23 protein-coding genes and 1 riboswitch are annotated in these 26,252 nt (G+C 64.3%); of the genes, 12 read left to right on the top strand and 11 right to left on the bottom strand.

Annotated features, from left to right (window positions below; translation table 11 throughout):
- Positions 1-62: 62 nt before the first annotated feature.
- Positions 63-1,709 (top strand): chaperonin GroEL, encoded by a 1,647-nt coding sequence (gene groL / locus ISS97_RS07850; protein ID WP_379985402.1) that lies wholly within the window; start codon positions 63-65, stop codon positions 1,707-1,709.
- A gap of 137 nt (positions 1,710-1,846) precedes the next feature.
- On the opposite strand, the gene ISS97_RS07845 is transcribed toward groL, so the two are convergent.
- The 3 genes from ISS97_RS07845 to ISS97_RS07835 all read right to left on the bottom strand — a co-directional run bounded on the left by ISS97_RS07845 (position 1,847) and on the right by ISS97_RS07835 (position 4,832).
- The gene (locus ISS97_RS07845) at positions 1,847-2,128 is read right to left on the bottom strand and encodes a hypothetical protein (protein WP_379985404.1); all 282 of its coding nucleotides are present in this window, start codon (positions 2,126-2,128) and stop codon (positions 1,847-1,849) included.
- 203 nt (positions 2,129-2,331) lie between these two features.
- Positions 2,332-2,733 (bottom strand): hypothetical protein, encoded by a 402-nt coding sequence (locus ISS97_RS07840; RefSeq protein WP_379985406.1) that lies wholly within the window; start codon positions 2,731-2,733, stop codon positions 2,332-2,334.
- Between the two features lie 197 nt (positions 2,734-2,930).
- Entirely contained in the window at positions 2,931-4,832 is a 1,902-nt protein-coding gene (locus tag ISS97_RS07835; protein ID WP_379985408.1) for an LTA synthase family protein, read from the bottom strand.
- A gap of 215 nt (positions 4,833-5,047) precedes the next feature.
- Between ISS97_RS07835 and glnE the strand changes: the two genes are divergently transcribed.
- A complete protein-coding gene (gene glnE, locus ISS97_RS07830; protein WP_379985410.1) occupies positions 5,048-7,909 on the top strand; it encodes a bifunctional [glutamate--ammonia ligase]-adenylyl-L-tyrosine phosphorylase/[glutamate--ammonia-ligase] adenylyltransferase in 2,862 nt (953 codons plus the stop codon).
- Here glnE and ISS97_RS07825 read toward each other — a convergent pair.
- Entirely contained in the window at positions 7,906-8,901 is a 996-nt protein-coding gene (locus ISS97_RS07825; protein ID WP_379985412.1) for a mitochondrial fission ELM1 family protein, read from the bottom strand. The two genes, glnE and ISS97_RS07825, sit on opposite strands and share 4 nt — an antisense overlap.
- A gap of 125 nt (positions 8,902-9,026) precedes the next feature.
- Between ISS97_RS07825 and ISS97_RS07820 the strand changes: the two genes are divergently transcribed.
- Both ISS97_RS07820 and ISS97_RS07815 read left to right on the top strand, forming a co-directional pair.
- Complete coding sequence (locus ISS97_RS07820) at positions 9,027-9,620, top strand: malonic semialdehyde reductase (protein ID WP_379985414.1); 594 nt, start codon at positions 9,027-9,029, stop codon at positions 9,618-9,620.
- Between the two features lie 57 nt (positions 9,621-9,677).
- On the top strand, positions 9,678-10,271 hold the full coding sequence (locus ISS97_RS07815) for a YceI family protein (protein WP_379985416.1): 594 nt from the start codon (positions 9,678-9,680) through the stop codon (positions 10,269-10,271).
- A gap of 75 nt (positions 10,272-10,346) precedes the next feature.
- Here ISS97_RS07815 and ISS97_RS07810 read toward each other — a convergent pair whose 3' ends face one another.
- On the bottom strand, positions 10,347-11,612 hold the full coding sequence (locus ISS97_RS07810; RefSeq protein ID WP_379985418.1) for a Yip1 family protein: 1,266 nt from the start codon (positions 11,610-11,612) through the stop codon (positions 10,347-10,349).
- Between the two features lie 173 nt (positions 11,613-11,785).
- On the opposite strand from ISS97_RS07810, the gene ISS97_RS07805 reads away from it, so the two are divergent.
- The 4 genes from ISS97_RS07805 to ISS97_RS07790 all read left to right on the top strand — a co-directional run bounded on the left by ISS97_RS07805 (position 11,786) and on the right by ISS97_RS07790 (position 15,403).
- The gene (locus tag ISS97_RS07805; RefSeq protein WP_379985420.1) at positions 11,786-11,992 is read left to right on the top strand and encodes a zinc-finger domain-containing protein; all 207 of its coding nucleotides are present in this window, start codon (positions 11,786-11,788) and stop codon (positions 11,990-11,992) included.
- A gap of 97 nt (positions 11,993-12,089) precedes the next feature.
- On the top strand, positions 12,090-13,217 hold the full coding sequence (locus tag ISS97_RS07800; RefSeq protein ID WP_379985422.1) for a glycosyltransferase: 1,128 nt from the start codon (positions 12,090-12,092) through the stop codon (positions 13,215-13,217).
- 133 nt (positions 13,218-13,350) lie between these two features.
- Complete coding sequence (locus ISS97_RS07795; protein ID WP_379985424.1) at positions 13,351-14,628, top strand: O-antigen ligase family protein; 1,278 nt, start codon at positions 13,351-13,353, stop codon at positions 14,626-14,628.
- The gene (locus ISS97_RS07790) at positions 14,618-15,403 is read left to right on the top strand and encodes a glycosyltransferase family 2 protein (RefSeq protein ID WP_379985426.1); all 786 of its coding nucleotides are present in this window, start codon (positions 14,618-14,620) and stop codon (positions 15,401-15,403) included. The genes ISS97_RS07795 and ISS97_RS07790 overlap by 11 nt, the downstream gene beginning before the upstream one ends.
- Here ISS97_RS07790 and ISS97_RS07785 read toward each other — a convergent pair.
- Entirely contained in the window at positions 15,400-16,314 is a 915-nt protein-coding gene (locus tag ISS97_RS07785) for a VirK/YbjX family protein (protein ID WP_379985428.1), read from the bottom strand. The genes ISS97_RS07790 and ISS97_RS07785 overlap by 4 nt on opposite strands.
- Positions 16,315-16,383: 69 nt before the next feature.
- Positions 16,384-17,310 carry an LpxL/LpxP family Kdo(2)-lipid IV(A) lauroyl/palmitoleoyl acyltransferase gene (lpxL, locus tag ISS97_RS07780; protein ID WP_379985430.1) on the bottom strand — a complete coding sequence of 309 codons (927 nt, stop codon included), beginning with the start codon at positions 17,308-17,310 and terminating at the stop codon, positions 16,384-16,386.
- A gap of 111 nt (positions 17,311-17,421) precedes the next feature.
- Between lpxL and waaA the strand changes: the two genes are divergently transcribed.
- Entirely contained in the window at positions 17,422-18,693 is a 1,272-nt protein-coding gene (gene waaA / locus ISS97_RS07775) for a lipid IV(A) 3-deoxy-D-manno-octulosonic acid transferase (RefSeq protein ID WP_379985432.1), read from the top strand.
- Between the two features lie 55 nt (positions 18,694-18,748).
- On the opposite strand, the gene ISS97_RS07770 is transcribed toward waaA, so the two are convergent.
- The 3 genes from ISS97_RS07770 to ISS97_RS07760 form a co-directional block, all read right to left on the bottom strand.
- The gene (locus tag ISS97_RS07770) at positions 18,749-20,074 is read right to left on the bottom strand and encodes a TolC family outer membrane protein (protein WP_379985434.1); all 1,326 of its coding nucleotides are present in this window, start codon (positions 20,072-20,074) and stop codon (positions 18,749-18,751) included.
- 29 nt (positions 20,075-20,103) lie between these two features.
- Complete coding sequence (locus tag ISS97_RS07765) at positions 20,104-20,763, bottom strand: protein-L-isoaspartate O-methyltransferase family protein (protein ID WP_379985436.1); 660 nt, start codon at positions 20,761-20,763, stop codon at positions 20,104-20,106.
- A 163-nt stretch (positions 20,764-20,926) separates the two neighbouring features.
- On the bottom strand, positions 20,927-21,262 hold the full coding sequence (locus ISS97_RS07760) for a hypothetical protein (protein WP_379985438.1): 336 nt from the start codon (positions 21,260-21,262) through the stop codon (positions 20,927-20,929).
- Between the two features lie 84 nt (positions 21,263-21,346).
- Here ISS97_RS07760 and ISS97_RS07755 point away from each other — a divergent pair, with 84 nt between their 5' ends.
- The 3 genes from ISS97_RS07755 to ISS97_RS07745 all read left to right on the top strand — a co-directional run bounded on the left by ISS97_RS07755 (position 21,347) and on the right by ISS97_RS07745 (position 25,316).
- Complete coding sequence (locus ISS97_RS07755) at positions 21,347-21,997, top strand: TetR/AcrR family transcriptional regulator (RefSeq protein WP_379985440.1); 651 nt, start codon at positions 21,347-21,349, stop codon at positions 21,995-21,997.
- A gap of 59 nt (positions 21,998-22,056) precedes the next feature.
- Positions 22,057-22,151, top strand: a riboswitch (TPP riboswitch).
- 61 nt (positions 22,152-22,212) lie between these two features.
- On the top strand, positions 22,213-24,093 hold the full coding sequence (gene thiC / locus ISS97_RS07750) for a phosphomethylpyrimidine synthase ThiC (RefSeq protein ID WP_379985442.1): 1,881 nt from the start codon (positions 22,213-22,215) through the stop codon (positions 24,091-24,093).
- A gap of 215 nt (positions 24,094-24,308) precedes the next feature.
- Complete coding sequence (locus tag ISS97_RS07745) at positions 24,309-25,316, top strand: DUF2333 family protein (protein WP_379985444.1); 1,008 nt, start codon at positions 24,309-24,311, stop codon at positions 25,314-25,316.
- Between the two features lie 18 nt (positions 25,317-25,334).
- On the opposite strand, the gene ISS97_RS07740 is transcribed toward ISS97_RS07745, so the two are convergent.
- Positions 25,335-26,231: an SDR family oxidoreductase gene (locus ISS97_RS07740; protein WP_379985446.1), complete on the bottom strand. Its 897-nt coding sequence runs from the start codon at positions 26,229-26,231 to the stop codon at positions 25,335-25,337.
- Between the last annotated feature and the right edge of the window lie 21 nt (positions 26,232-26,252).

Raw genomic sequence — 26,252 nt, 5'->3', positions numbered from 1 at the left:
TGTAGCTACCCCGTCGCGAACGTTCCCATTCCTAATTTCAAAATTTTTGAGGCAAAAATTTTATGGCAGCTAAAGAAGTCCGCTTCGGCGAAGACGTCCGCGCACGCATGCTCAAGGGTGTGAACACCCTGGCCAATGCCGTGAAGGTGACCCTGGGCCCGAAGGGCCGCAACGTTGTGCTCGAGAAGAGCTTCGGCGCTCCGACCGTGACCAAGGACGGCGTCTCCGTCGCCAAGGAAATCGAACTGGCCGACAAGTACGAGAACATCGGCGCGCAGATCGTCAAGGAAGCCGCTTCCAAGACTTCCGACGTGGCCGGTGACGGCACCACCACCGCTACGGTGCTGGCGCAGGCGTTCATCCAGGAAGGCCTCAAGGCTGTGGCCGCCGGCATGAACCCGATGGATCTGAAGCGCGGTATCGACCACGCGGTGTCCACCGCCGTGGCCGAGCTGAAGAAGCTCTCCAACCCGACCGCTGACGACAAGGCGATTGCCCAGGTCGGCACGATCTCTGCCAACTCCGATGCCAACATCGGCGACATCATCGCCACCGCGATGAAGAAGGTCGGCAAGGAAGGCGTGATCACGGTCGAGGAAGGTTCGGGTCTCGAGAACGAGCTCGACGTGGTCGAAGGTATGCAGTTCGACCGCGGCTACCTGTCGCCGTACTTCATCAATAACCAGCAGAGCCAGCAGGTCGAGCTGGACGACCCCTTCATCCTGATCCACGACAAGAAGGTGTCGAACGTTCGCGAACTGCTGCCGGTGCTCGAAGCCGTCGCCAAGGCCGGCAAACCGCTGCTGATCGTTGCCGAGGAAGTCGAGGGCGAAGCTCTGGCCACCCTCGTGGTCAACACCATCCGTGGCATCGTGAAGGTCGCCGCCGTGAAGGCGCCGGGCTTCGGTGACCGTCGCAAGGCCATTCTGGAAGATATCGCCATCCTGACCAACGGCCAGGTGATCTCCGAGGAAGTGGGTCTGCAGCTTGAGAAGGCCACGATCAATGATCTGGGCCGCGCCAAGCGCATCGTCATCACCAAGGAAAACACCACCATCATCGACGGTGCCGGCGAAGCCGAGCGTATCAAGGCCCGCATCGGCCAGATCAAGGCGCAGATCGAAGAGACCTCTTCGGACTACGACCGCGAGAAGCTGCAGGAGCGCGTGGCCAAGCTGGCTGGCGGCGTCGCCGTCATCAAGGTCGGTGCTGCTACCGAAGTCGAGATGAAGGAAAAGAAGGCTCGTGTCGAAGACGCCCTGCACGCGACTCGCGCTGCGGTGGAAGAAGGCGTGGTGCCGGGCGGTGGCGTGGCGCTGATCCGCTCGCTGAAGGCTCTCGAGGGTCTGAAGGGTCACAACGCTGACCAGGATCTGGGCATTGCCATCACCCGTCGCGCCCTGGAAGCTCCGCTGCGCGCCATCGTTGCCAATGCTGGCGACGAGCCGTCCGTCATCCTCAACAAGGTGAAGGAAGGCAACGGTAATTTCGGTTACAACGCGGCTACCGGCGAGTTCGGCGACATGATCGCCTTCGGCATCCTGGATCCGACCAAGGTGACCCGTTCGGCCCTGCAGTTCGCTGCCTCGGTGGCGGGCTCGATCATCACGACCGAAGCGGCCGTGACCGAAGTGCCGAAGAAGGACGAAGGCCATTCGCACGGTGGTCAGGGCGGTGGCATGGGCGGCATGGGCGGCATGGACTTCTAAGTCCGGCCTTCCACGCTGTATCGAAGAAAACCCCGCCTGGTGCGGGGTTTTCTTTTGGGGGGTAACGCCGTGTCTCTCTACAAAAGGCTCCGGGATCGCTCTCGAGGCCTTTTCGTCGATGGGTGAGGCGATTCGACTCAGTCTTCGCCCGGGACGTCGTCGCTGGTCTTTTTCATGTGGGCTCCGGTTTTCTTCGCTGGCTCGACCTTTTTCCAATCCAGATGGCTTTTCTGGCTCGCGTTGGGGTTGTGGGAGGTGATGGTGTGTCCATCTGTGCGTGGCGTGCTGGCGGCAGCCTCGATGGTCTTCGATGGATCCTGCTGTGCCGTCGTTTCTGCTTTGGTTGCATCCTGTGCCTGTGCAGAAAGAGCCAGTATCGAAGTGGCGCCGACGAGCGCGGCGAACATGATGTTGCGCATGATCGAATCTCCTAAGAAGGAAGCCATGGACGCCGTTGTCCACGGCTGATCGAACCTAGTCGGCTGCGGCGCGCCGAGTACTGAATAAATCGGCTTCCGGCTGATTTTCAGAAAATCCGCATCAGCGGTGCGCGTCGAATGCACAACAAAAAAAGCCCCGGGAGTTTCCTCCCGGGGCTTTCATCACTGCCTGAAACGAGAGCTTAGTGGCCCTTGGTGGCATCGAGCTTGGCGTCGGCCTTCGTGTCGACCTTGGCGCCCGCGGCACCGGCATCGACCTTGGCACCGGCGCTCACGCCGGCGGAGCCATCAACCGCGCCCGTGGCGGCACTGGCGGCATCGCTCGTCGTGGCTTCGGTCTTGTCCACAATCTTCTTGCCGGCGTGCTTCGCCTTGTGGGCGGCCTTGTGCACCACATCGCCAGCCGTGCTGGTGGTCTGGTCGACGGTCTTGGTGGCGTCCTGCACCACGGCGCCGGCATTCACGCCAGCCTTGACGCTGGCGTCCGCCTTGGTGGTGGCGCCGGCAGCGGCGTCCTGGGCGAAGACGGGGGCGGTCAGCACGGTGGCCGAAACGATGAGAGCAGCAAGCAGGGTCTTACGCATGGGTAAACCTCCGATGGGGGATGTCGCGACGCAACGTGTCGCGGCGGAGATCACGCTAGAGGCTGTTTGCCTGCTGCTTCCTGAATTTTCCTAAGCGCCTTTAACCGGCGGACATGTCGATGAACCGCGAGTATTTGGACGTCTAAAGTTTTCGTTGGACGTACTTGTATTCCGCGAAATGCGGGTCGTTCGAGCACTTACTGCGGTACGCCTGCCGCTATATCCGTGGCGGGATGCGATTCGCCGTTGGCGAAGCTGCCCGTGCCGGACGAAGCATTAGATCGAGGCAATAGACGATCCAGCTTGCCCTTCATACGCAGCAGGGCGACGCTGGCCATGGCTTCGTCGGTGTGCTGCTCGGCGTGATCTTCGGCCTGCGGCGGCGCGCCCGGTGCGCGGGTCAGGCTGGCGAGTTGCGGTGCCAGCACCTGCGTGAGCGCGAAATAGGCGTCGTCGTGGATGCCGGCACGCTCAAGCAACCTGCCCGGAAGCATCCACGAGGCGAGGTCCTCGTGCACCGGCGCCGTGCCGTTGCGTGGATCGACCAACAGCCAGGTGCCGGCCTGGCTGAGCATGTCCTTGCCGTCGACGAAGCCTAGCGTTTCATACGCGCCGGCGAGTGCGGGTAGGTGATCGCCGTAGAACAGCAGCAGGGCGGGGCGGTCGCGCTTGGCCAGCAGTTCCGCGAGACGGCCAAGCTCTTCGTCGGCGTGTTGCATGTGATAGAGGTAGTTCTGCAACTCGCGCTTGTCTTCGTCAGCGACGCCGTCCGGCACCGGTATCGCATCGCGCGCGGCGGCGTCGGCGGGATTCACGTCATAGGGGCCGTGCGCCTCGATGCTGATGGCGAACAGGAATTGCGGCGGCCCGGCTTCCTTCAGTTGAGCCATGATCTCGTCGGTCATCGCGCGGTCGGCCATGTATTGGCCATCCATGCCGGCATTCTTGGGGAAGGCATTCTGCGATACGAAGCGATCGAAGCCGATCGCCTTGAAGGCGGTATTGCGATTCCAGAAGGCGGGGTTGTTGCCGTGGATGGCCACGGTTTCATAGCCGTGCGCGCGCAAGGTGCGCACCATGCCGGGCACCACCTTGGTATTGAGCTGCAGGTAGGGAAACTGCAGATCGTCGAAGTAGCGCAGCGACAGGCCTGTCAGTACTTCGAACTCGGTGCGGATGGTGCCGCCGCCGAAGGTGGGCACATGCAGCGGGCCGCTGCTGCCCTGGGCGGCGAGCCGGCGCAGATTTGGAGTCAGGTCGTTGTGCTCGAAGCCTTTCATGATGGCGGGATCGAAGAACGACTCGCTCTGCACCACCACGATGTCCGGCATCGCCCCTGTATCTTCCGGCGGCGTCTGCATGCGCTGACGCAGTGCGCTGTCGGCCTGGCCGATCAGTTGCATGGCGGCATTCGGGTCGGCCTTCTTGCGTTCCTGGCCGTAGTGCAGATGGAACATCAACAACGAACTGACCAGGCCGGAATGCTGTGCGGTGGACGTTGCCGACCACGGCTCCATCCATAGCGTTTCGCCATCGTAGAAGCGAGCCCACGCCGGCATGCCGCCCAACAGTGAGCCAAGTACCAGCAACACAGTCGCCCCCGCCAATAGACGCTTGCCGTGCGTGCGGCGCCGGAACAAGGTCGGCTCCAGCCGCCAGGCCAGCGCTACCAGGGCAAGGCCCACCAGCAATGCGAGATAAGGCCAGGGCGTGGCTGGCAGATAGCTACCCAGCAAATGCATGCCGCCTTTGCGAAGCTGGCCGACCATGCGGAAATCCGCCGGCATCAACGGTGTACTGAGCTGTTTCAGCTTGAGCGCATTGATGCCGTACAGCAGCGCCTGCAGCAGGAAGGCCAGGCCATAGGAAAGCAGCGGACGCCGGCTGGCCACCAGAAACAGCAACGCCAGCAGCAAACCAGGCAAGGCATTGGCCAGCAGGAACAGCGGCTGGGTGAACAACTGGTCGGGGGATACCCCTTCCCCACCATCGACCCACCCCGTCAACAAGACGAAGGCGAGGTTCAGCGCCAGCAATAACACGGCGTGACGCGCGAACTGGTGCGGGCGCTGGGCGGGTGGCGTGGACGACAGGGTCATGGCAGTTCCTGTTGCGCTGTCATGGCACAGACATCGAAATGTAACGATGTCGGCATGAACTATTTGTTGGCCGTGGCCACCGAATGGCGGACATTGGTCACAGAAGCAACGCCATAGCGGGGAATCCGGTGCACCACGCCGATGCGGGATGCGGCACTGCACCGTCATCTGGCAGTCATGTTCGGCCGGCGTGCCGTCTGCGGCACAATGGACTGATGTCCAAAGAATCCCCGGCGCTGCGCGCCCTGATCGACGACCGCTACGCCGAACTGGCCGCCCGCTGCCGTGCGGCCGGCATTCCGCTCCACGACGATGCCGGCGTGGCCGAACGCATTCGCCGTACCCTGTTGGCCAGTGACTTCGCGTACGACACCTGGTTTCGCCAGCCGCAATTGCTGGCGCCGCAAGGTCTGGAGCGACTGCGCGCGGGCAGTGATGCCAGTGCGCGCATCGATGCTTTGAAGCTGGACCAGGACGAGGCCGTCTGCATGACGGCGCTGCGCCGCTTCCGTCATGCCGAGGCGTTGCGTCTGGTGTTTCGCGATGTCAACGGATTGGATGAGCTGCCGGATACGTTGTCCGCGACCAGCGTGCTCTATGAAGTGCTACTGGCCGCGGCGCTCGGTTGGTCAGAACAGGCGCTGGCCGCACGCTACGGACACAGTCGCGGGCACGACGGCGTGCTGCAGCGCATGGTGGTGGTGGGTTTCGGCAAGCTGGGCGGCAGCGAGCTGAATTTCTCTTCCGATATCGATCTGGTGCTGGCGTATCCGAGTGGCGGACAGAGCGACGGCGCTCGCTCGCTCGATAACAGCGAGTACTTCGTGCGCATGGGGCGGCAGCTTGTGCGCTTGCTCCATGAGCCCACGGTGGATGGCATCTGCGCGCGCGTGGACCTGCGTCTGCGTCCGTTCGGCAACGCGGGGCGTCTCGCCTTGCCGTTCAGCGCGATGGAGCAGTACTACCAGAGCGAAGGCCGCGACTGGGAGCGCTACGCCTGGATCAAGGCGCGGCCCGTGGCCGGCGATCGCAATGCTGGCAAGCAGCTGCAGGAACTGTTGCGGCCGTTTGTGTATCGCAAATACCTCGACTACACCGCGTTTGCCGGTTTGCGCGAGATGAAAGCGTTGATCGATGCGGAAGTGGCGCGCAAGGATCTTGCGGACAATCTGAAGCTCGGTCCCGGCGGTATCCGCGAAATCGAATTCGTGGTGCAGCTGACCCAGCTCATCCGCGGCGGCCGCGAACCCAGCATGCGCGTACGCGGCCTGCTGCCGGCATTGACTGCCTGCGAAGCGCGCGGGCACATCAGTGCCGCGCGTGCCCGTGCGCTGCGTGAGGCTTATATTTATCTGCGCCGGGTGGAGAACCGCGTGCAAATGCTGCGCGACGCACAGACCCACGACATTCCCGACGATGCACTCAGCCGCGAGCGCATCGCACTGGGCTTGGGTAAGGCATCCTGGGAAGCCTTGTCGGCGGAGCTGGCGCATCACCGTGCCATCGTCAGCGAAGAATTCGCGGAAGTGCTGATGCCGCAGGGCGGCCGCACGGCCAGTGCGCCGGTGGAAGACGTGGCGCTATGGCAAAAGGTGTGCGCGGAGTCGCTCGATCCCAGCACGATGGAAGCTTCCGGCTTCGTGCCGGGCGCAGAAGCTGCCGAAGCGCTGCTCAAGCTCCCGCAGGCCGCCGCGGTGCGCGCCATGCCGGCACGTTCGCGCGAGCAGCTCGATCGCCTGATGCCGCAGTTGCTGGCGCTGGCGCGTGAGAGCGCGGCGCCAGTGCCGTGTCTGTTGCGTCTGTGCCGGCTGGTGCAGGCGGTGGCGCGACGTTCGTCGTATCTGGCGCTGCTTGAAGAGCAGCCGGCGGCGCGCCGGAGACTGGCGAGCCTGTTCGCGGCCAGCGCTTTCCTCGCCGAGCGCGTGATCGCCCAGCCCTTGCTGTTGGACGACGTGCTCGATCCTCGCATTGACCAGCTGCCGCTGAAGCGCGCCGATATCAGTGCGGAGATCAGCCGCGTGCTTGGTACGCTGGATGAGCGCGAGGCCGAGGCCGAGCTGGAGCGCATCAATGAATTCAAGGCGAGCACGGCGTTCCGCCTTGGCCTGGCCTTCAACGACGGGCGTGCGGATGCGGTGGCTACAGCGCGTCGTCTGGCCGCGCTGGCTGAATCGGTGGTGCTGGCGGTGACCGCGATGGCCGAGCGCGAACTGATGACGCAGCACGGTCGTTTGCCGGGCGAAGGTTCGGGGTTCGCGGTGCTCGGCTATGGCAGCCTGGGTGGCGAGGAGCTTGGTTTCGCTTCCGATCTCGATCTGGTTTTTGTCTACGACACCCGTCGCGCGCATGAGATGAGCGATGGTCCGCGCCCCATCGAGGGCTCCCGCTGGTATCAGCGTCTGGCGCAGCGCGTGATGAACTGGCTCACCGTGCTTACCCGTGCGGGGCGTCTGTATGAAGTGGATACGCGGCTGCGCCCGGATGGCTCCAAAGGTCTATTGGTCAGCAGCCTCTATGCGTTCACTGAGTACCAGAAAAGCCGCGCGTGGACCTGGGAGCATCAGGCGCTGCTGCGCGCGCGGCCGGTCGCTGGCGATGCGGCATTGAATGCCGAGTTGGCGGAGGTACGCCGCGGCATCCTGGCCGTACCACGCGACAGTGCCGCCGTGATGTTGGAAGTCAGCACCATGCGTCAGCGCTGGCGCGCCGAGCGCGACCGTTCCGACGAGCGCCAGTTCGATCTGAAACAGGGGCACGGTGGCCTGTTGGATATCGAGTTCGCCCTTCAGGGACTAGTACTGGCTCATGCCGCCGACTATCCCGGCTTGCTCCTGCCAACGGCCAATGCCGCGCTGATCGAAGCCTGCCGCGAAGCGGGCCTGCTCGATACGGCGCAGGCCGAGGTGCTGACGCGGGCACATGGCGAGATGCTGCGTCGCGCACTCGCCTGCACCCTGGACCTGCGTTCGCGCATTGCGCCAAGGGACGAGGTGCTGGAGCGGCTAGCCGCTGAGGTTGAGCAGGTGACGCGGGCGCTGGGTTTCGATTTCCACGTGAAGCCCAAGGACAACGGCTAGCGTTTTCGTTCCCATGGCGCTTGGTGCTCGGCGATGCGTAGGCGCAGGGTGCTCGTCAGCGCGGCGGTTTCGCGCAGAGGCAGCTGACGTTGCCGCGACAGCGGCTCGTCGACGTCGTGGAGCAGGCCGGCATCACGCAGTGCGCGGTGGAAGCGCGCGACCTTTGCCGGCAACGGCCTGGCGACATAGGTCTGTACCGGACAGCCGACAGCGCAGGCCTCGGAGAGCATGTTCACCGAGTCCGGCGTGACTACGAGGCTGTCGGCCCAGCCAAGTACGCCGGGATAGGGGTTCGTGCCGTCCTCGCGATTGTTCCAGATCAGGCCGGGAACGCCCGCCAGGCGTCGGCGCATCACTTCCATCACCGCATCTGGCGTGCGCCGCGAAGCCAGCACCAGCAGACTGCCGCCTTCGTGCCGATGCTGGGTGAGCAGGCGGTCGGCAAGCTGCTCCGCATAGGTGGCATCCATCGGCATGCCCTTGCGCGGTCCGCCCAGCAGCACACCCACGCGTGGCTGCGGCAGTTCGCCGAAGCTCGGGCAGATATCGCGGCCATCTGCCAGCCAGTGGTCATCCACCTGATTGAGCGAACCCAGGGGATGCAGCACGTTCGGGCCGCTCAACTGATCATGCAGCGGGGCGATTACCGTGTCCCAGTGCAGGGAATCCATACGCGGGTCGAGGATCTGCACGGTATAGGTGTGTTCCTCCGAAAGCCTGCGCAGCAGCCGGGTGTACAAGGCTGCCGCGCGCCCACAGCCGATCGCCACGCTGGGCCACGGCGGCACCAGGGTGCCACGGCGCTGCTCCGCGGGCAGGGCGAGCCGACCACCCAGCATCAGGCGGGGCGCGAACCAGGACCATGGCGCACGCATGCCCAGCACCAGATGGCGGAAGGGCAGGCCGAGCTGTTCGGCGAGCGCCAGCGCCTGGCGGTCGTTGCCGGCACGGCCGTCGGTGATGACCCAGCAGTCGCCATGCAGTTTCAGCATGCGGCCACGATTGTTTCGATTCTCGCCACAGTACGTTCCATCCGACGGGGTCCTGCTCGCCTGCGCGCGCCCTTACACTTGCAGACTGTTGCGCCACCCAAGGCGCGTTTCCCTGAAGGATACCCATGAGCGAGTTGCTTTCCGAGACCGCCCTCGACCAGCTGTTCCGCGAGGCCCGCACGTTCAATGCGTGGCTGCCGAAGCCGGTGAGCGACGAGCAGCTGCACCAGCTCTACGGCCTGGCCAAGTTCGGCCCGACCAGCGCCAACTCCTCGCCGATGCGCGTGGTGTTCGTGAAGTCGAAGGAAGCCAAGGAGAAGCTGTCGCCGTTCCTGTCCGAAGGCAACCGTGCCAAGACCATGGCCGCGCCGGTCACCGCCATCGTCGCCACCGACCACGAATTCTACGAAAAGCTGCCGCAGCTGTTCCCGCATGCCGACGCGCGGAGCTGGTTTGCCGGCAATCAGCCACATATCGACACCACCGCCTTCCGCAACGGCAGCCTGCAGGGTGCTTACTTGATCATGGCGGCACGTGCGATCGGCCTGGACTGCGGCCCGATGTCTGGTTTCGACAACGCTGGCGTGGACGCGGCGTTTTTCGCCGGTACGGCGGTGAAGTCCAATTTCCTGATCAATATCGGTTACGGCGACGCCAGCCGCGACCTGTTCCCGCGCAGTCCGCGCCTGTCGTTCGACGAGGCTTGCCGTATTGCCTGACCGGGCACTGCGCTTTCCTCGCCTTTTCCGCATTTCCCTTTCACTGGAGGCATATCCATGCGTGCACTTCGTTATCTCGTTCTCGCCGGTCTGATCGGCGCAGCCTTTACCGCCCAGGCGGAGCCGGTCACCTATAAGCTCGACCCCGGCCACACCAACGTGCTGTTCAGCTGGAGCCACTTCGGTTTCTCCAACCCCACCGCCAACCTCGGCCTGAGCGATGGCACCCTGGTGTTCGACGAGAAGAACCCGGCCAAGTCCTCGGTGGAAGTCACTCTGCCGCTGGCCAACCTCGACACGCACGTCGCCAAGCTCGACGAGCATCTGAAGAAGCCGGACTTCTTCGACGCCGATAAGTACCCCACCGCGACCTTCAAGAGCACCAAGGTGCAGGCTGTCGGCGGCAATAAGTACAAGGTCGCCGGTGACCTGACCGTGCATGGCGTGACCAAGCCGGTGGTGCTCGACGCCACGCTCAACAAGAGCGGCGTGCATCCGATGATGAAGGTGCAGACCGTCGGTTTCGACGCCACCACCACAGTGAAGCGTTCGGACTTCGGTATGGGCGCCTACGTGCCGAACGTCAGCGATGACATCAAGATCCGCATCACCACCGAGGCCTCGGTGCCAAAGGCCGACGGCGCGCAGTAAGCGCGATCGTTGCAGCAAAAAGCCCGCGTCGTCACCGGCGCGGGCTTTTTTTGTTGGCGGATGGCTGGCCGCGCTTCAGTGCTTGGTCACACCCTCGTTTTTTAGTGATTCCAGCTTGTCCAGATCCACGCCGTTCACGAGGCCCTTGAGCTGATCGATGCTGTCGGCCGGGCCGGATGCCTTGACCGAGAAACGCTGGCCGACGATGACGCCGTATTCGCCGCTCTTGCTGGTGTTGTCCCAGGCTTCGTGGATCAGGCGGTTGTTCTGTGTGTAAGTCTTCTGGTAGCCGTGGTCGGTCTGTTGCTCGCTTTCCGGCGCCATCGCACTGGCCATCGCCATCATGCCTTTCATGCTGCCGGTGTCGCCGACTTCCAGCTCCACGTTGTGTCCATTGCCGTCGCCATACTGGCCGCGCGCGGTGGTGACCTGCATGCCCATGGTGTTGCTGCGTTCGGCCGACAGGCTCTCGCGCTTCAGCCCGGCCACGCTGTCAGGCAGGAACGTTTTCACCTGGTCGGCGGACAGCGACTGCACGTTGCTGTCATTGCCCATGGCGGCGCCCATCATCTTGCCCATGGCGGCCTGTTGCGCGGTCGCGTCACCGGATTTCTGCGCGGCTTCGAGTTCCTTGCTGGCTTGGTCGGCGCGCTCGCCCATAGCGGCGAGCTTGCCCAGGGCGCTGTCTTTGTCCACCGTGACCGTGCTGCCGTCGGAGCTGGTGATCGTTGCCGTATGCATGGCGCCGCCGACCATGATGCCGCTCAGGAAGATGGCACCCACGATGGCACCCACGATCAGTGACAGCACTACGCCGATGATCACGCTCACCGCGGCATAGCCGCCGGCCTTCTCTTCCGGGCATTTCATGGTGTGCGGCAAGCCGAGGAAGAGCAGATAGATGGCGTAGACCAGGCCGGCAATGCAGATCAGCCAGCCGATCCACGGCAGGATGACCGCAATGCTCGCCACCCAGTAGGCGGTCCATGCGTAGGCCACCGCCTTGAGTGCCTGCACCGTGCTTTTTTGCCCGCCGAAGCTGGGGGCGAGCGCGCTCACGATTAGCGCGAGCAGGTAGAGCATCACAAGGCTCAACACGTAACTCAGCACCATCGCGCCGAGGCCGGCGCCCACCGGTATACGCACCGTTACGCCGAACGCACCAGAGCCGAACAGGCTGTCCTTGATGAAGCGCGCGATGGCCGGCAAGGCAGCGAGGATGAAGATGTAGCCGGTATACAGGCTCTGCGTGGTGGCCGGCTCGGCCGCGACTACCGGCCACTCAGTTTTAGGCGTGGTCAGAATGGCCTTGACACGCGCAACGATCTTTCCGAAATCCATGGTGATCCCTCAAGGATGGATGGCCTGACAACTGCAGGCGAATGGTGAAGCTGCCGCGTGACAATCTGAATTGACCGTTGGGCTTATATCTTTCGCCGGCGCGAGTTCCCCGCAGCGCCCGGGCGACGCAGCCTGCTACCATTGGCGGCCCGATGTCCAGTGTGGAGTTCCCCATGTCGCAACCCTCCGCGACGGTGAAGTCGATCCCGGCCAATGCCGAAAATCGTTATGAAGTGACGCGCAAGGACCTCCCGCTGTCCTGTCCGATGCCTGGCATGGCGCTGTGGAACTCCCATCCCAAGGTGTATCTGCCCATCGTCGACGATGGCGGGGAGTCCACCTGCCCTTACTGCGGCGCGCATTACGTCCTGAGTGACTGACTTACCATCGGGCCGCACCGGCCTTAATGTGACGTAGCGCAGCTTTCGGCACGATTGCTGCTTGTCTCCAAGGATGAAGGCACTCATAGAACCGACCATGTCCGCCGTTGCCGCACCTGCCCGGTCGCTGACCGTTGTCCAGCTGATCCCGGCCTTGCAGTCGGGTGGAGCGGAGCGGTCGGCATTGGAGGTGGGGCGCGCGCTGGTACAGGCGGGCCACCGGTCGGTGGTGATTTCCGCCGGCGGGCGTCTAGTCGGGCAGTTGCAGGCCGAGGGCAGTGAGCACATCACGCTGGATATCGGCAGCAAGTCGTTGCGTACCCTGACCCGGGCCGGCGCGCTGCGCCGCATCCTGGCCGAGATCCAGCCGGACATCGTGCATGCCCGCTCGCGCCTGCCGGCCTGGCTGGGCTGGTGGGCGCTGAAGGGGCTGAAGACCAAGCCGCATTTCGTGACTACCGTGCACGGCCTCAACTCGCCGGGGCGCTACAGCGGCATCTTGCTGCGTGGCGAGCGGGTGATCGCGGTCTCGCAGACCCTGCGCGACTACGTGCTCAGCCACTATCGCTGGCTGGAGCCGGCGCGTGTGCGGGTGATCCCGCGCGGCATCGATCCGGAGGCGTTTCCTTATGGGCACCGTCCGGACGACGCCTGGCAGAAGGCATTCTTCGCCGAGTTTCCCCGTCTGGCCGGCGCTCCGCTGTTGACCCTGCCAGGTCGCGGTACGCGGCTGAAAGGTCATCACGATGCCGTCGAACTGGTTGCCGAACTGAAGCGCCGCGGCATTGATGCACGCCTGCTGTTGCTCGGGGTGATCGAGCCGGGCCGCGAAGCTTACGTGGCCGAGTTGCGCGAGCTGATCCAGGCGCGTGGGGTGGAGTCGCAGGTGGTGCTCACGCCGCCGCGCAATGACGTGCGCGATATCTACGCGATTTCCGCGCTGATCCTGCAGCTGTCCAACAAGCCCGAGTCGTTCGGCCGCACCGTGGTCGAGGCCTTGTCGCTGTGCCGGCCGGTGCTTGGCTATGCGCACGGCGGTGTCGGTGAGCTGTTGGCTGAGCTGTATCCCGCGGGCCGCGTGCCGGTGGGCGATCGCGAGCGATTGGTGGAGCGCGCGGCCGAACTGCTGCGTGTGGCGCCGCCGATCCCGATGCTGCAGAGCTATCGCCTGTCCGACATGCAGCAGGCCACGCTGGCGCTGTACGACGAAGTCACGGCCGCGTAGGAGCGCACTTTGTGCGCGAAACGGCCCGTTAGGGCCGCGCTTTTATCTTGTAAAACAGCGGCCCTAACGGGCCGTTTCGCGCACAGGGTGCGCTCCTACATACAATGCCCGGGCCTCTTCACAGGTTTCGTGCATGCACCCGATGGTTTCCTTATTGAAGGCCGCGCTGCGTTCGCCGCTGTTGCCGTTCTGGCTGGTGATCGCTCTGCTGCCGTTCGGGCGCAGCTCGGAACTGGGTACTTTCCTGTGCCTGCTGGGCAGTCTGATGCTGTTTCTGCGCCGGCCACACGCCTTGAGCGAACACGCCGGAGCGCGATTGCTGCTCTGGCTACTGGCGGCCTACATCGGCGCAGCCCTGTTCTCCGCGGTCGACGCGATCATGCCCGGCAAGAGCTGGTCCACAGTGGCCGCGCTACTGCGCTATATCCCGCTGGGTTTGTATGCCTGCTACTCGATGCGCTGGGATGCGAAGCTGCGCACCATGTATATGGCCGTGGCCGCCGTGCTGGCCGTATGGGTGCTGGATGCGTGGGTGCAGGCGCTGACCGGCTGGAGTCTGGGCGGGCATGCCGAAGCGGAACGTTTGTCCGGCATTTTCGGCGCGGGAAACTTGAAGCTGGGGCCGAGCCTGGCAGTGCTGTCGCCGTTCGCACTGTGGACGGCGCGACAGCGTTGGGGTCTGCGTGGCCTGGTGTTCGCGGGCCTGCTGCTGCTCGGTCCGATCCTGTTGGCGGGTTCGCGCGCGGCCTGGTTGAGTTATGCGTTGGTGGTGCTGGCCTTTGCCTGGCACGAAGCCAGTTTGACGCGGCGCTTCCTGCTTGCATGCGGTGCCGGCGTACTGGTCGTCGCAGTGGCGGGCGGCATCGCGTGGAAGACCTCCGAGCGATTCCATGCGCGCATGGAGCACACCCTGGTAGCGCTGAACGGTTCGGATCAAGCGGTCGATGCCGCGCTCAGCGGTCGCCTGGATATCTGGCGTACCAGCCTGAAGATGTTCGCCGCGCATCCGTTCAATGGCGTTGGAGTGCGCGGCTTCCGCTATGCCTATCCACAAGTTGCGCCGGCCAACGATCACTTCGTGGTTTCGGATGAAGCCTGTGGTGCGGGTGAGGGTGCCTGCCACGCGCACCAGCTGGTGCTGGAAGTGATGACGGAGACCGGTTCGATCGGTCTGGTGATGTGGCTGGCCGCTGCCGGACTGGCGCTGTGGCACGCGTGGCGAGTGGGGCCGGCGGCGCGAAAGCGGGCATTTCCCGCCAGTGTCGCGCTGGGCGTGATGGTGTTTCCGTTGAACACGCATCTGGCCTTTTATTCGGCCTGGTGGGGGTTGTTGTTCGCCTGGGTGCTCGGGCTGTGGTGCGCGGCGCTGTATGTGCTGCCCGACAGCAAGGGAGCAGCGCATGGCGCGTGAACCCTTGTCGGTGGTGGTCACCACCTACAACAGCGCCGCCACGCTGGACGCCTGCCTGGCCAGTGTGCGTTGGGCTGACGAGATCGTGGTGCTCGATTCTGGCTCCACCGATGCCACAGTGGCCATCGCCACTCACTACGGCGCGCGCGTGTCGACTCAGCCGTTCGCAGGCTATAGCGCGCAGAAGCAGGCCGCGATCGATCTGGCCAGCCATGACTGGGTGCTGCTGCTGGATTCGGACGAGGCTTTGCCGGATGGCGCTGCGGACACGCTGGGTCAGGTGCTCGATGCGCCAGAGCATGCGGGATATCAGGTCTGGCGCCGCGAATGGATTTTCTGGCAGTGGCAGTCGCCGCGCAGTCGCCTCAACCATTACGTGCGCCTGTTCGATCGCCGCCGCGCGCGTATGAGCGCGCATCAGGTCCATGAGGAAGTGCAAGCCGAGGGTTCGATCGGCGTGCTCGACCTGGTGCTCGACCATTACGGCGAGCGCGATATCGCTGGACGTGTGGACAAGGCCAATCGCTACTCCAGCCTGCAGCTCGCCGACCTGACGGAGCGTCGAAGCACGGGGCTGCGCCTGCGCATGCTGACCAACTCCATCGCCGCCTTCTTCCGCTACTACGTGCTGCGCGGACACTACCGCTCAGGCTGGGCGGGCTTTATCGCGGCGCGCATCCACGCGTTCTACGCGTTCCTGAAATACGCCAAGCTGTATGAGGCGACCCGTGTGATCCGGCGGGGTGAACGGCTGCCCGGGCAGAGGGACAGCTAAGCGGCTTTTTCGAGCGGCAGTTCACTGCCGCGCAGAGCGCTCATCAGCAGCTCGCAAGCTTCGCGGCGCAGGGCTTCACGCTTGCGGAAGGCTGAGCGGTGCTTACTCTCCACCTGCATTTCGTCGCGCATCGGCTCGCGTGCCGGCAAGGCATAGAACCCGTCGGAAAGTGGTTCGCCCTGGCATTCCTGCCAGAAGCTGTCGTAGTCGGCCTTGATCTTGTCGGCCTCGCCGGCGAAGGGATGCGCCAGATTGCTCACGCCGCGCACTTGTTTGCACTGCGCTACTTCGGCGAAGGCCAGCAGGAGCGAGAACAGCAGGTTCTTCGGGCGCAGACCATGGCATTGCTTGGTCAGGTCGCGCACCGCGTCGCGGCCCAGGTCCGCTGCGGCACCCTGCAGGCAGCCGATCAGCAGGCTGTGTCCTTCGTCGGCGATACTGAAGATCACCGAGGACAACAGCTGTCCCTGGGCATTGGCCAAGCAAAGCGACAGTTCGCCCTCGCGGCTGCGGCCGGTGGGCCGGCGCAGTTCGATCAACAACTCGCTGCCGTCCTTGAGGACCAGCGAGCCGAGTTGATGGCGTCCTTGCAGGTACACCGCATTCACCATGGCCGCCGGCAGTTGCGAGAACACGAAGCGGTAGTGCGCGCTGATCACCGCCATGCGCCGCGCGCGCCCCATCTGGCGATTGATGTAATGGTGGTGCCAGCGCTCCAGCAGGCGCGGGTCGTGCCCAAGCACCGCGGTGAGCCGCGGCGAACCGTACAGTTCGCGCAGCCATGCCGATTGGCGCCGCGCCATGCGGGCGCTGCGTGCGACGTACTTCAGGGCACTGGCGAGACGCTTCGGGGAAGCACCGCGCCAGTCATGACGGTAGCGCAGCGAGCGCAGGAACAGCCGGATGGACATAGCAGACAGGTGTCGGGGATGGCACGACATGCCTTGTACGTGAGCTGTCTGTCGTCTGGCTGTCGCGGCCTAGTAGATGTCCGGGCTGCCTGGCGGTCTGGTTTTGAACCGTTTATGTACCCACAGATATTGCTCGGGCGCTTCACGCACCATCTGTTCGATGCAGGCATTGATGCGGGCGGTATCGTCAAGTGCGTCCTGGCTCGGGAAATCCGCCAGCGGCGCGCCAAGTCGCAGTGCATAACCGTCACCGTTGGGCAGGCGCCGGTGGAAGAACGGAATGACCAATGCGCCGGACATGCGCGCCAGGTGATGGGTGGCGGTAATCGTGGCCGCCGGGACGCCGAAGAACGGCACGAATACGTTGTCCTTGCTGCGCATGTCCTGGTCCGGCGCATACCAAAGGGTGCCGCCGTTGCGCAGGTACTTCACCGTGCCGCGAATATCGTCCTTGTCGAACATCGCGTCGGCGTAGTCCAGGCGCGCGCGCAGTACCGCCCATTCGAATACGGGAGCATCCATGCGCCGATACATGCCGGCGATGCGGATGTGCTGCGACACCAGCCGCGCGCATAGTTCCAGATGCGAGAAGTGGCCGCCGACCAGCAGCACACCCTTGCCCTGCGCACGCGCGGCCTCGAGGTGCTCGATGCCTTCGAGCGTGATGGGTGTGCGCGCAATGGCGCGATTGCTGCCCATCCAGCCGAGTGCGAACTCCACCATCATCAGGCCGATATCGCGCAGATGCGCATTCACCAGTTCGGCCTGTTCCTGCTTGGACAGCTCGGGAAAGCACAGTCCGATATTCACCTCGGCGACGCGCCTGCGTTGCGAGGGAAAGTGCTGGATCAGCACACCAAGTCCGCGGCCCACCGCCATTAGCAGGCCGCGCGGCAAACGCGCGATCAGCCGCAACAGGCCCACGCCGATCCACGCCGGCCAATGGCTTGGAGCGAGCAGAGAGCGCTGAAAAGAAGGGCGGGGTGCACCGGGCATGGGGTGCGGATTGTACAAGGGCTTCCCTCGGAGAGCCTATTCAAGGCCTCCGCGTGGCCCGCGCTCTGGCCCCACTGGCTATACTGCCGCGCCTGACTGAAGGGTCCGCCGTTGCGCTATCTCTACACCCTTGCCATGTACCTGGTGACGCCGCTGATCGTGCTGCGCCTGCTCGCGCGTGGCGTGCGCTATCGCGACTATCACCGGCGCTGGCGCGAACGCTTCGGCTTCTATCAGGGGCCGCTGCCGCTTGTGCGCGGGAGCCTGTGGGTACATGCGGTATCGGTGGGCGAGGTGAATGCCGCCGAGCCGCTGATCAAGGCGTTGCGCGAGGCCTATCCCAACGCGCCACTGGTAGTCACCACGGTGACGCCCACTGGATCGGAGCGAGTGCGCCAACTGTTCGGCGACAGCGTGTTCCACGTCTACCTGCCTTACGACCTGCCGTTCGCGGTGTCGCGCTTCATGAAGCGGGTGCGGCCGCAGCTGGCGATCATTGTCGAAACCGAGATCTGGCCGAATCTCTATTTCGCCTGCAAGCGCCGCGGCATTCCCTTGATGATCGTCAATGCGCGGCTGTCCGAACGCTCCCTGCGCGGTTACCGTCCGCTGCAGGGCATGGTGCGTTCGGCGCTGGGTTGCGTGCGGCAGATCGCCGCGCAATCGCGCACCGACGCGGCACGCTACCGGCTGCTCGGTGTCGATCCGGCACGCATCGTGGTCAGTGGCAATCTGAAATTCGATATGCCGGTGCCCTATGACGCGGTTCCCGCTGGCGAGGAGCTGCGCAAGCAATGGGGGCACCTGCGTCCGGTGTGGATCGCGGGCAGCACGCATGAGGGCGAAGAGCTGCCGGTGCTGGAGGCGCACCTGCAAGTGCTCAAGCGCTTGCCTGATGCGCTGCTGCTGATCGCGCCGCGCCATCCGGAGCGCTTCAAGATGGTGGAGAGCTCCGTGCGCAGCCTCGGCTTCTCCGCCGCCACGCGCAGTGCGGACCGTGTGCCATCCGCAGCGCATCAGGTGTTCGTGATCGATGCCATGGGCGAGCTGATGCAGTTTTATGCGGCCGCCGATCTGGCTTTCGTCGGCGGCAGCCTCGTGCCTATCGGTGGGCACAACGTGCTGGAGCCGGCGGCGCTATCCAAGCCGGTGCTGGTGGGGCCGCATACTTTCAATTTCGAAGAGATCACCCTGACCCTGATTCGCGAAGGCGGTGGCGTACGCCTGGCCGGTGTCGAGGATCTCGGCAACGACGTGCTGCGGTTGCTGCGCGACAAGCCACAGCGCGAAGCCATGGGCGCGAGAGCCCGGTTTGTGTTCGACAGCGAGCGCGGCGCCGTACAACGAGTGATGTCGCTGATCGATAAGCAGCTGCAGGAATGACGTAAAGCAAAAGGCCGGGCGATGCCCGGCCTTTCTTGATGCTTGATGCTGCGCTTTACTGCAGCAGTGCGTTCACCGATTCCAGATCCTTCAGGTCGATGGTGCCCGAGGACTGCTTCAGCTGCAGCTTGTTCAGAATGAAAGTGTGGCGTGCCTGCGAGTAGCTGCTCTCGGCCTGGGTCAGCGTCTGAATCGAGTTCAGCACATTGAGCATGGTCTGTGTGCCCACGTCGAAACCGGCGCGGGTCGCTTCCAGCGCCTTCTGGCCCGAATCCACCGAAGCCTTGGCTGCCTGCACCTGCAGGATGCCGGCGCCGACCGAGCGGTAGAAGTTGAGCGTGTCGCGGGCAACCTGGCGGCGCTGTGCCTCCAGCGAATCCTGTGCCGCATCGCGCTGGTAGATCGACTGGCGCACACGCGATTGCGTGGCACCGCCAGCAAAGATCGGCACCGACAGGGTCAGGCCGGCGGTGGTACCCAGTCGGCCGTTGCCCGGACGGTTGTAGCTGCCGTTCTCCAGCCAGCTGGTGGTTTCGCCTCGGGTCACCGTGGCGTTGATGGTCGGCAGATGGCCGGCGCGGGCGGCACTGATGCTGTGCTCGGCGGCTTCCACGGTGTACTGCTGCGAGAGCACGTTGGGGTTGTTCTTCAGCGCTTCCTGCACCCAGGTGTTCGGATCGTCCGGAGACGGCGCATCCATCGGCAGATCTTCGCGCAACTTCTTCAGCTCGCCAGTCGGCTTGCCGGTGATCTGGGTCAGTGCTTCACGGGAATCGTTGAGCGTGTTCTGCGCGGCGATGGTCTGCGCTTTGGCCAGCTCGTAGTACGACTTGGCCTGGTACACGTCGGTGACCGCGGAAAGGCCGACCTTGAAGCGCTGGTCCGCCTGCTCGTAGGACTGCTTGTACGCGTCCTCGTTGGCCTTGGCATAGGTCAGCGAATCCTGCGCGGTGAGCACGCCGAAGTAGGCCTGGGTCACGCGCACGTACAGCGCCTGCAGCGCGGCCTGGTACAGCTCGTTCTCCGCATCCGACTGCGAACGGGCGGTCTTGAGGCTGGCCCATTTGCTCAGGTCCAGCACGCTCTGGTTGAGCGTGGCGGACACGTCGCGGCTGCGCGAATGGCCGCTGCCACCCGCCGTGCCCGCGAGGCTGTTGTTGCCACTCGCCTGACTGAAGGTCAGTCCGGCATTCAACTGCGGCAGCAGCAGCGCACGCGCCTGAGTCACGCCTTCACCGGTGGACAGACGACTGGCGTCCGCCTGCGACAGCACTGGATCGTTGGCGCGTGCTTCTCGGTATGCATCCAGCAAATCCTCGCTGTGGCCGGACAGCGGAAGTACCGTCAGGGCCAGGGCAAGGGTCAGAAGCTTCAAACGCATGGGTTGCCTCTTGGGGTATGAATCGGGGATCAAAAAACGAATTGGCGTGGCGGCTCGGCATGCACCAGATAGGGCAGGTCGGTCTCGAGGAGGCTCTCCTCGCGATAGCGGCCCGCACCTTCCTGGGTCAACAGCACCAGCTGCTGCACCGGCGACTGGCCGCGCACCGCCAGGAGGCGGCCGCCCGGCTTGAGCCAGCCAAAGAAACGCTGGGGAATCTCATACACGGCACCGGTCACCACCAGCACGTCGAACGTGCCGGCCGGCTGCCATGCGTTGACGGCTTCGCCTGCTTCCAACTTGACGTTGCCGATACCGGCTTGCGCCAGGCGCTGCCCTGCTGCAGCAACGAAATCGGCGTGGATGTCCACGCTGGTGACGTGTGCCGAAAGGCTGGCCAGGCAGGCGGTGAGGAAACCCGAGCCGGTGCCGATCTCCAGCACCTGTTCGGTACCGGCGAGTTCTAGCGCCTGCAGCACGCGGCCTTCGATCACCGGCTTCAGCATCACTTCGCCATGGCCGAGCGGCAGGCTCAGGTCGGCAAAAGCCAGCTGGCGGTGCTCAGGGGCGACGAAATCCTCGCGACGCACGCGGCTGAGTACATCGAGGACGCGGCTGTCCAGCACCTCCCAGGGGCGTACCTGGTTTTCCACCATGTTTTGCCGCGCCTGTTCGAAGTTCATCGCCATCTCAGCCTACGTCCCGTGCAAATCGAAAAAGGTCAAAAAGGATAAGCGCTTAGGCCTGTTCCGACAATGTGCAAAGCCTGCGGGTTGCCTGCCTGCCTACGAAGTGCCGGAAGTCACCGCGCCGAGCTGACGGAAGTCATGCGTGGCGCGGTGTCCGCGGACACTACGCAGTCAAACGTCGAGTCCGCGTCTGCGCGCCAGTCATGCCCGCAGGCAGGCGCGCGAGCGCATCTTCCACAGCCTGATGCAACGAGGCATCGAGGCGCAGGATGCGGCTCTGCGGCGTGACCTTGCCTCGGCTATTCGCCGCTACCGCCAGCCAGGCCAGCCAGCGTGCCAGCTGGTGGCGCTCCGGCGCATTCAATGCGGCCAGCGCGATGCGGGCGGCGAACGTGCGCCGGCGTGCGGCGGCGTGCCCCTGTTCCAACCACGCGGCCAGCGTGCGCTGGGCATGGCGATAGGGGCCGCTGAGGGTGAGTTCTGCGATAGTAGAGGTCATGGGTAGCCGTTCAGCACGGCGGTGGAAAATAAGTAAACCGGCTCGTATAATAAACCCCGGTTATTCCTTTGTGAAGGTGTAGGCATGAACACGATCCCGCAAACCAAGCCTCAGGGTCCCGGTCGCCCGAAGGACATGGAGAAGCGTGCGGCGATCCTGGAAGCGGCCAAGGCCCTGTTCATCCGCAACGCCTTCGCCGGCACCAGCATGGACGCCGTGGCGGCCGAGGCGGGTGTCTCCAAGCTCACCGTCTACAGCCATTTCGGCGACAAGGACAACCTGTTCCGCGAGGTCATCCGCGCGCGCATCCAGGACCTGCTGCCGGAAGAGACCTACCACTACGAGCCCCAGGCGAACATCAGCGACGTGCTGATGAATATCGCCATGATCCATGCCCACATCGACTGCGATCCGCAGAATGTCGGCACCTTCCGCGCCATTCTCAGCGACTGCCGCCAGGGCAATCCCCGCTACGGCAAGCTGCTGTGGGAGGAAGGCCCCACCCGGACGCACAGGCTGCTGGAACGCCTGCTGCAACAGGCGGTTGACCATGGCCAGCTGGACATCGAGAACGTGCCGCAGGCCAGCGTGCAGTTCTTTGCCCTGATCAAGGGCGATCTCGTACTGCGCCGCATGTTCGGCTGCGACGGCTGCCAGGACGCCTTCGCCAACGAGATGGAAGCCAACGCCCGCGCCGGCGTGGCTACTTTCCTGCGCGCTTATCTGCCGCGCTAAAGACCGGTCTTTGGGCTGGCGTACTCGCCCGTATCCCGCTTTCGTGCTTGAATAGACGCTTCTGGAAGCGGGGGTGCCGACCACAGTCGGCTGAGAGAGTCCCTTCGAACCTGATCCGGTTAGCACCGGTGTAGGGAGCTTCGCCGCACGAACCCAGCCCTTCGTGCGTCCGGCGCCATCGCTTCGTCCCCTGCCTCTCGAAGGACGTAATGCCGATGAATGCCCAGCCCTCCGATCTCGCGCGCGCCGCGCAGGAACTCTCCGAGGCCGTGACCCGGCCGATCCCCGGTTCGCACAAGATCTACGTGCAGGGCAGTCGCCCCGATATGAAAGTGCCGCTGCGCGAAATTGCGCAGGCGCAGACACCGACCCTGTTCGGCGGCGAGACCAATCCGTCGATTACCGTCTACGACACCTCCGGCCCGTATACCGATCCGAACTACCGCGTCGATCTCGCCGCCGGCTTGCCCGCCCTGCGCGCAAACTGGATCGCCGAGCGCGGCGATGTGGAGCGTCTGTCGGATCTCAGCTCGCGCTTCGGTCGCGAACGCGCCTCTGACGCCAAGCTCGACCCCATCCGCTTCAGCCATCACCTGCGCGCGCCGCTGCGCGCCAAGGCTGGCGCCAACGTCACCCAGATGCACTACGCACGCCGCGGCATCGTGACGCCGGAGATGGAATACATCGCCATCCGCGAGAACCAGCGCGTCGAAGCCCTCGCCGGCAGTGCGCTGTGCAACCAGCATCCGGGCCAGTCGTTCGGTGCGGCCTTGCCGAAGCTGATCACGCCGGAATTCGTGCGCGATGAAGTCGCACGCGGCCGCGCCATCATCCCGGCCAACATCAACCATCCGGAAAGCGAGCCGATGATCATCGGTCGCAACTTCCTCACCAAGATCAACGCCAACATCGGCAACAGCGCCGTGTCGTCGGGCATCGCCGAGGAAGTGGAAAAGCTGGTGTGGTCGATCCGCTGGGGCGCAGACAATGTGATGGACCTGTCCACCGGCAAGCACATCCACGAGACGCGCGAGTGGATCATCCGCAACTCGCCGGTGCCGATCGGCACCGTGCCGATCTACCAGGCGCTGGAGAAAGTCGGCGGCGTGGCGGAAGACCTCACCTGGGAGTTGTACCGTGACACGCTGATCGAGCAGGCCGAGCAGGGCGTGGACTACTTCACCATCCACGCGGGTGTGCTGCTGCGCTTCGTGCCGCTCACCGCCAAGCGTGTGACGGGCATCGTTTCGCGCGGCGGCTCGATCATGGCCAAGTGGTGCCTGGCGCATCACAAGGAAAATTTCCTCTACACGCACTTCGAAGACATCTGCGAAATCATGAAGGCATACGACGTGTCCTTCAGTCTCGGCGATGGCCTGCGTCCGGGCTGTATCGCGGATGCGAACGACGCCGCGCAGTTCGGCGAGCTGGATACGCTGGGTGAGCTGACGCAGATCGCGTGGAAGCACGATGTGCAGACCATGATCGAAGGCCCCGGCCATGTGCCCATGCATCTCATCAAGGAGAACATGGAGCGCCAGCTGGAGAAGTGCCACGAGGCGCCGTTCTACACCCTCGGGCCGCTGACCACCGATATCGCGCCGGGTTACGACCACATCACCAGCGCTATCGGCGCCGCGATGATCGGCTGGTTCGGCACCGCCATGCTCTGCTACGTCACGCCGAAGGAGCATCTCGGCCTGCCCAACAAGCAGGACGTGCGCGACGGCATCATTGCCTACAAGATCGCCGCGCATGCCGCCGATCTCGCCAAAGGCCATCCCGGTGCGCAGGTGCGTGACAACGCCCTCAGCAAGGCGCGTTTCGAATTCCGCTGGGACGATCAGTTCAACCTCGGCCTAGATCCGGAGAAGGCCAAGGAATTCCACGACGAGACCTTGCCCAAGGATGCGCACAAGTCGGCGCATTTCTGCTCCATGTGCGGCCCCAAGTTCTGCTCGATGAAAATCACCCAGGACGTGCGCGACTACGCCGCTGAGCACGGCACGGACGAAATCACCGCGCTGGACGAAGGCATGGCCGAAAAGGCCGCCGAGTTCCGCGAGCAGGGGGCCGAGGTCTACCACCGGGCGTGAGCCAGATCTGGCGACAAAACCGCGCGTGGCAGCACGCGCGGTTTTTTTGTTGCCGCCATCCATGGCAGCAACCCGGTGGGCCGTCGCTGCGCGACGTCAATTGAGCTCCAGGCAATTTTTGTATTCGACGCAAGCTCCGCGCAAGCTATCTAGTCATTGTCATCCCGCGCTACCTTTAGCGCGTTGTCACCGGATCGATGCCCAAGGAATCGCGCATGCCAGTCACCGAGTCCAGCGCCAGACCGAGCCACGCCCTGTTGCGTGTGGTGCTGGTGTTGCTGGCGGTGCCGCTGCTGCTGGCCTGCATCGCCATATGGTGGTGGGACCGGGAGCCCGACCTGCTCGATCCCGCCGCGCCACCGCGCACCGAACTCACCGCTATGCGGCGTCCGGTAACGCCCGGTGCGGCCACCACCATCAGCGTGATCCGCTCGGTGCAGGCGCTGGTGAACAAACACGAAGGGCATGCCAAGGGGCACAAACATCCTTCGGTGCTTGCGATGGAAGAGTCGCCCGCGTGGGAGCGCGGCTCGCTCATTGCCTCGCGGGATCTGTTGCATGCCCTGCGCAGCGACTTCGCCCGCCCCGAGGCCCCGCTGCTCGAAGACAAGGATCTGGCCGATGCCGATAGCCTGCTGGCCGGTCGGGGCGGGCGCTGGCCGTTGCGTAACGCCCAGAGCCAGTACCGCAAGGTCGGCGACCATTTGCAGGCCTATCTGGACCGGCTGACCGATGACGATCCGGACAACGCCTTCTTCAGTGCCAGCGCCGACCACCTGGCCGACTATCTGGAAGTGGCTTCGGACCGGCTCGATGCGTTCGAGCGACGTCTCGCCTCTGGCGTTATGCCGCCGCGCCCCGGCGAGTTCTCGCCGCCGCATTGGCCGGTGGTGGTGTCGGCCATGGCCATGCGCAAAGGCAGCGCGCCGTGGCGACGCGGCGACGACACCTTCTACGAAGCGCGCGGGTACACCACGGCCCTGCTGATGCAGATGAAAGCTTTTCAGCACGACTTTGCGCCGGTGCTCAAAGATCCGGCGGCGCAGGCCGACCTGCAGGAAGCCATCCATGAGTTGGAGGCGGTGCAGGCACCCAATAGCCCACTGGCGCTCAATGGCGGTCCGTCGCCGCAGTTCGCCAACCACTCGCTTGCGCTGGCGGATTACGTCTCGCGCATCAACGCCGCGGTGACCGACCTGCGCGATCAGCTGCGCCACGGCTGATCGCAACCGGCGGAAGCTTCAGATCACCCGTGGCGACAACAGGTCGCCCACGCCGACCCGCCGCAGAAACTCCGCGCGAATCCGGTCCGCCACTGCAGCAACAACCGCAGCACCGTCATCGGACGGATCGATATGCACGCGAAACGGTCGCTGTCCGTGCGGACGGTTCACGATATCGACCATCGCATCCGCCACTGTCGCTACATCCGCATCCGCCGGTTCACACGCTGCCAGTCCGCGCAGGATGTCGTCCTCGAACCCCGCATACGGACCCTTGGCATATTCCTCTGCGCGCGCGGTGTCGGCGGGTTTGCCTGAATGAGTGAAATGATTGGTGCCTTTGGTGAAGGCGCCCGGCACCACGATGGATGTCTCGATACCCCAGCGCGCCAGCTCACCGGCATAACTCACCGCTACCGAATCCATCGCCGCTTTCGCAGCGAAATAGGGCGCGAGATAAGGCGGTGTACCGCCACGCGTGCTGCTGCTCGACACCCATAGCACCAGGCCCTTCCGCTGCCGGCGCAGCTGCGGCAAGGCGGCCCGATTCACGCGTTGCGTGCCCAGTACATTCACGTCATAGAGCTGTGCGAACTGTTCCGGCGTGAACGCCTCCGCCGGGCCGAACACCATATGGCCCGCATTGTGGACCACCACGTCCAACCGGCCATGCGCGGCCACAACCTGCGCTACCGCGGTGTCGGCGGAGTCTTGCGAAAGCACATCCAGTTCGATCGCGCGCAGATCCACCGCATGTTCCCTGGCATAGCTTTCCAGGGCCTCGACCTGTGGCGCATTGCGCCCCTTTGTTTCGCGCATGCTGGCGTAGACGGTATGGCCGGCCTGCGCCAGCGCGCGGGCGGCGAGTGCGCCGAAACCACTGGACGCGCCGGTGATCAGGATGATCTGTTTCATTGGACTATCTCCGAAGAAAAA

This window comes from Dyella koreensis, assembly GCF_044904565.1.
In the GTDB taxonomy this organism is placed as follows: domain Bacteria; phylum Pseudomonadota; class Gammaproteobacteria; order Xanthomonadales; family Rhodanobacteraceae; genus Dyella_D; species Dyella_D koreensis.
Note: the sequence above shows the minus strand (reverse complement) of the source record. Positions and strands in the feature narration are given on the sequence as shown.